At 58.3% G+C, this 1,471-nt stretch carries 1 protein-coding gene; it reads left to right on the plus strand.

Translation table 11 applies throughout. The annotated features are described in order from the left end of the window. Positions 1 to 141: 141 nt before the first annotated feature. Entirely contained in the window at positions 142 to 1,209 is a 1,068-nt protein-coding gene (locus tag ABK249_RS33750) for an IS110 family RNA-guided transposase (RefSeq protein ID WP_210059136.1), read from the plus strand. Positions 1,210 to 1,471 lie beyond the last annotated feature (262 nt).

Below are 1,471 nucleotides of genomic sequence, written 5' to 3' on the forward strand. Positions count from 1 at the left end.
AAGGAGATGGCATGAAAGAGGCCGCGGCCGTTGAGAGAACGGATCACTGACATGCAGGTGAAGATCGAGGGACAGTCACACTTCCGGCCTTTGGGCTTACCTTATTGGGGTTTTGCAGATCTCAACAAGGGAGTTGGAAGCATGACTGCCTCTTACGATTACCATATCGGCGTGGACTACCACAAATCCTACAGCCATCTGGTCGTCCAGGACAGCGGTGGCAAGACGTTGCGCTCCGGTCGGGTGAAGAACGACCGCCAGTCGCTCGGCGGGTTTCTGGAACGCTACCGCGACAACAGCCACGCGGTTGTCGAGGCGACCCGCAACTGGATGGTGATGTACGACTGGCTCGACGACATTTGTGATGATGTCGTTCTCGCCCACCCGTGGAAGGTCAAGGCGATTGCCGATGCCAAGATCAAGACCGACAAGATCGATGCGACGGTGCTGGCGCATCTGCTCAGGGCCGACCTGGTGCCGGAGGCCTGGGCGCCCAGCGAAAAGGCACGACAGCTGCGTGTCGCGCTACGCGAGCGGATGTTTTATGTGCGGCTGCGCACGATGGTGAAGAACCGCATCGTCACGGTGTTTGATCGCTATCCCGAGCAGACGGCGCAGTTGAAGAAGCTTGGTGATCTGTTCGGCAAGGCCGGCCGCATTCAACTTGCGCAGGTCAAGGTCTCGGAGATCGACCGCATTCAGATCGACCGAGGTCTTGCCTTCATCGGCGACATCGATGTCAGGATCAAACAGTCGGAAGCAACTATCCGGGCGATGACCAAAGCCAATGCCAATGTGAAGCTGTTGAAGACGATCCCCGGCATCGGCGAGTTCTTCGCCCGGCTGATCGATGCGGAGATCGATGACATATCGCGGTTTCGCAACCCGAAGAAGCTTGCCGCCTATGCCGGGCTTGTGCCGTCGACCTATTCGAGCGGCGGCAAGACCTTTCACGGCAAAATCATCAAGCAGGGCAACAAGTGGCTGCGCTGGGCCTTCGTCGAGGCGGTCGCCCCCGCCATCGCCAGCGATGCGCAGCTGCAGGCCCAATACGAGCATCTGAAGTTCAGAGGAGTGAACAAGGCGCGTGTGGCCATCGCGCGCAAGCTTTTGACGATCGCCTTCCAGATCCTGCGTGATCAGCGCGCCTATGAGCAGCGCGACACCAGCACCACGGAAGGCGCGTCGACAATATCCCGGTTGTCCTGATGAGTGGCTAGCGAGCCCGGTAAAACTGGGCTGCGCTCTTAAAGGAGAATGGGAAACCGGGAGCCGAACGCCATTCTGTGACCGAAGCTGACGCATCAGGGTCACGCATTGGAGCATGGTTCAAGACCGAAGGACGGGAACAACCTGTCCAGCGGAGGGAAGAGATTTAGCCGATCGGTCAAAACGCCGGTCAAAACATAACCGAACCCAAGGAAAAGCCGCCAACCGAAGGTGTTTTGCCCCTTGTGTTCTTTCATTGGAG

The sequence above is a fragment of the Neorhizobium phenanthreniclasticum genome (assembly GCF_040066075.1).
GTDB classification, from domain to species: Bacteria; Pseudomonadota; Alphaproteobacteria; order Rhizobiales; family Rhizobiaceae; genus Neorhizobium; species Neorhizobium petrolearium.